Annotated in this window: 4 protein-coding genes; 1 reads left to right on the top strand and 3 read right to left on the bottom strand. The window is 71.1% G+C overall.

The window, feature by feature from the left end; all coding sequences use genetic code 11:
* Positions 1-214 precede the first annotated feature (214 nt).
* Positions 215-1,267 (bottom strand): alpha/beta hydrolase, encoded by a 1,053-nt coding sequence (locus tag ACFV6I_RS19335; RefSeq protein WP_380426538.1) that lies wholly within the window; start codon positions 1,265-1,267, stop codon positions 215-217.
* Positions 1,268-1,381: 114 nt separating this feature from the next.
* Here ACFV6I_RS19335 and ACFV6I_RS19340 point away from each other — a divergent pair, with 114 nt between their 5' ends.
* The gene (locus ACFV6I_RS19340) at positions 1,382-2,011 is read left to right on the top strand and encodes a TetR/AcrR family transcriptional regulator (protein ID WP_380426540.1); all 630 of its coding nucleotides are present in this window, start codon (positions 1,382-1,384) and stop codon (positions 2,009-2,011) included.
* A 53-nt stretch (positions 2,012-2,064) separates the two neighbouring features.
* Here ACFV6I_RS19340 and ACFV6I_RS19345 read toward each other — a convergent pair whose 3' ends face one another.
* Positions 2,065-2,619, bottom strand: coding sequence for a hypothetical protein (locus ACFV6I_RS19345; RefSeq protein ID WP_380426542.1), 555 nt, complete (start codon positions 2,617-2,619; stop codon positions 2,065-2,067).
* Between the two features lie 142 nt (positions 2,620-2,761).
* Positions 2,762-3,238 carry a GNAT family N-acetyltransferase gene (locus ACFV6I_RS19350; protein WP_380426544.1) on the bottom strand — a complete coding sequence of 159 codons (477 nt, stop codon included), beginning with the start codon at positions 3,236-3,238 and terminating at the stop codon, positions 2,762-2,764.
* Positions 3,239-3,470: the final 232 nt, after the last annotated feature.

Raw genomic sequence — 3,470 nt, forward strand, 5'->3', positions numbered from 1 at the left:
CGGCGCGCGCCCACTCCCCCCCTGTGTGGGCCGGCGCCCGGCCGGCCCGGGCGCCGCCCCCCCCCCCCCCACTAATAACCCCCCCGCGCGCCGGGACGACTGTCGAGTCGACCGGCCGCTCCTGCATGGCGAACCGACACAGTCCCAGACGAAGGAAGCCGTCCCGGACCTGAACCGACTGCCATGGTGAGCTCCCCGCGGCAGGAGCGCCGGATCAACCGGCCAGGTTGTCCTTCAGCCAAGGGGCGATCACGGCCATCGCCTCGCCGAAGCGCGAGATGGCGCAGTGGCCGGTGTCCGGGATCAGTTCGACCCGGGTGTCCCGGCGCCCCTCGAACACCAGGGTGTCGTCCAGTGGGACGTGGACGTCCTCAGTGCCGTTGACCACCAGCATGGGCCCGTTGGCGTCCTGGTCCAGCAGCGGGCGCAGGTCGAATGCCGCGAAGGCCTTCTCCAGCTCGGCCCCGCTCGGCGCGGCGTCGAAGCCCAGGGCGTTGCCGACGATGCCGTCCATGCCGAAGGCGAAGCCGCGACCGGGAGCGAAGGAGCGTTCCACCGGGCCACCGAGCACCACGGAGGCGTCCACCGCCCCCGTCAGTCCGGTCCGGGCGGAGTAGTAGCCGCCCATCGAGATGCCGAAGTGGCCGACCTTTCCGTTGCCGGCCGCGCGGGCAAAGGAGACCAGTCCGGCGATGACCTCGGCCCCACCGTCCGGGGTCATCGGCAGGTGGGCGGTCTCGCCGGTGCCGGGGAGGTCGAACAGCAGCAGCCGCGCCGGGAGGGTGAACGCGAGCTGCTCCCACATGCCGTGCAGGTCGGTCTTCCAGGAGTCCACGCCGCCGCTGGCCAGCACGACCGGCGCGTCGGCGGGCAGGCCGGGGGCGGCCATCAGGTGGATCGGCAGGGTGGCGTCGCCGCCGCGGTACGGGACGGTGACCATGCGGCGCTCGAACTCCACCGGGAAGCCGGGGGCCGCGAGGACGTACTGCCCGACCTGGCGGGCGAGCGCGGTTCGCTTCGGGTCGTCGGCGAGCGAGGGGAACTTGGCCCAGCCGTACGCCTGCGCGGCCAGACGGTGGCGCCCGGCCTCGGCGTGCCGGGCGGCGAGGGCGGACCACTCGTACACCCAGCTGCCGGGCCGGTCGGGCCACATCTCGGTGACGGCGGCGCGGACGGCGTCCACCTCATCGGCGGGGAGGCCGAGGGTCATCTGCGGGTAACGCTCGACGAACAGGTCCTGCGGGTCCAGGGGCCAGGTGAAGGACATAGTGGTGCCTCCTGCTGCACTTAAAGCCGGGACGCTTGCATTAACGACTATGCGCCCGAGCGACGCCTAATGCAAGCGATCTTGCGTTAATGTGGTGACCGAGGTGATCGACACATGACCGAAGAAGAGCCGGAGCCAACGCCGGAGCCGGCGCCGGAGCCGGAGCCGATCCGCCGCCGCCCGGGCGGCCGTGCCGCGCGCGTCCGCCAGGCCGTCCTGGCCGCCGCCGCGGAGGTGCTGGCCGAGGAGGGCATCGACCGGCTCAGCATCGCCGCGGTCGCGGCCCGCGCAGGGGTCAACGAGACCACGGTGTACCGGCGTTGGGGCAGCCGGGAGAAGCTCGTGCTGGACGCCATGCTCACCGGCAGCAACGAAGGCATCCCCGTCCCCGACACCGGAGCCGTCCGCACCGACCTGGCCGCCTTCGCCCGCGCGCTGGCCGAGTACCTCGCCACCCCGACCGGCCGCTCCGTCGCCCGGGCGGCCGCACTCAGCTCCGACGACCCCGACCTCGCCGAGGCCTGGCAGACCTTCTGGCAGTCCCGCCTCGACCAGGCCGGCGTCATCGTCAGCCGGGCCGTCGAACGCGGGGAACTCCCGACGGGCACCGACACGGCCCTGGCACTGGAACTGCTCTGCGCCCCACTCCAGACCCGCTGCCTGCTCGGCCACCGCCCGATCGAGCCGGATCTGCCGGAGCGCCTGACGGACATGGTGCTGAACGGCCTCCGAGGGACGACCTGAGAGGGACGGCCTGAAAGGGAGGAGCCAGGGAACCGCCCCGCGGCAAGGTGGTGTCAGCGAGGAGTCTCCGTTGCTGCGGGAGGCATCAGGCAGGGGGTCTTGAGCAGGAAGAGGAGAAGTCCTCCCTTCGTGGTCTCAACGGTGATCAGGTACCGACTCGACGCCTGGGATGCGTCGAGGACTGTGTCCACCTTGCCGTTGGCGCTCTCCCGATAGCCGTCGATCTTGAAGCCCTGCTGCTCAAGCATCGCGCGGACCTTGCGGACGGCCTCAGGATGCTGTTCGAGCGGGGTGGAGCTGTGGACCGCGTACGACAGCTTGTACCGGCCGTCCTTGACGACCTCGTCGTTCCTGCCGACACAGTCGCTGAAGATCGGCTCGACGCTGCCGGTGTCGAGGGTGATTCCAGCTGTCTGCGCCATGTACTCGGTCATGTGCTTGGCCCAGCCCTGGGCGTCCTGGCGGGCCTTGACCGGGAGAGGATCGCTGGGGCCCGGCGTGGACGCGCATCCTCCGAGGATCACGGGCAGGCAGAGCGCCAGCGCGGCAGCGCCCAGACGTCGGGCTCCGACACCGCGTGCGGCGGGTCGTGGAAGGGGGAGCGGCACAGTGAAGTTCCTTGCGGCCGGGACGGGGGTGAGCAACCGGAACAGCCGGGCCGGCCGTGGTTGCGGATCTCACCGACGGCGCGGGAGACCGTGGAGCGGGCGGTGCGTGGAGCTGGGCGAGCGCGGCGGCGTGCGGCCGCCGTCACGTCACGGGGCGAGGGTGCGTCGTCCTGGTCTGCGTCTGGCAGAGGTAGAACAGTTCGGGGTCGCCCTCATCAAGGCCGTGGAGAAGGCCGACCGCCCTCCACCCGGCTCGTTCCAGCAGCCGCTGCATGGGGTGGTTGGAGACGTTGGTTGAGGTGAACAGCTTCGGGGTCTCGCACGAGGCCGCTACGGCGTCCAGCAGCCGAAGGCCGACGCCTCTGCCACGGGCGGATGGCGCGACCATCAGCATCGTGACGAAGCCCTGATCGAAGAACGTGTACTCAACTACGCAGTAGCCGAGCAGGCCGGACGCACCGTCCGCTACGACCACCAGGCTCTGCCGGCACCACCTTCGGATACTCGCCACTCGCTCCCGGTCACCCGCAGCCGCGACCGAGTCGATACCTACCAGCGCGTCCGCTTCCGGCTCCCTGGCGCGACGCACAACGAATTCGCCGGGGTCCACTGCATCCATGGGGCCATGCTGTCAGTTCGCACCGAGAGCCTGCTCTGCCTCTGGCCTTCTGCTGCGGGCCAGGCCGCAAGCGGCCACAACGGCCCTGAACGGGCGGGGCTCGCTCCTGCTTCACCAGCCCAACGCCGAGACGGCGCCTCCGGACAACAGAACGGGGGGCGGGGGTCGTTGGTTTCGAAGCTACTGGGCAATGGTGATCGGGGGGTGGGGGTGCGACCCCCCCCGCGCGACG

The organism is Kitasatospora sp. NPDC059803 (genome assembly GCF_042732255.1).
Classification (GTDB): Bacteria; Actinomycetota; Actinomycetes; order Streptomycetales; family Streptomycetaceae; genus Kitasatospora.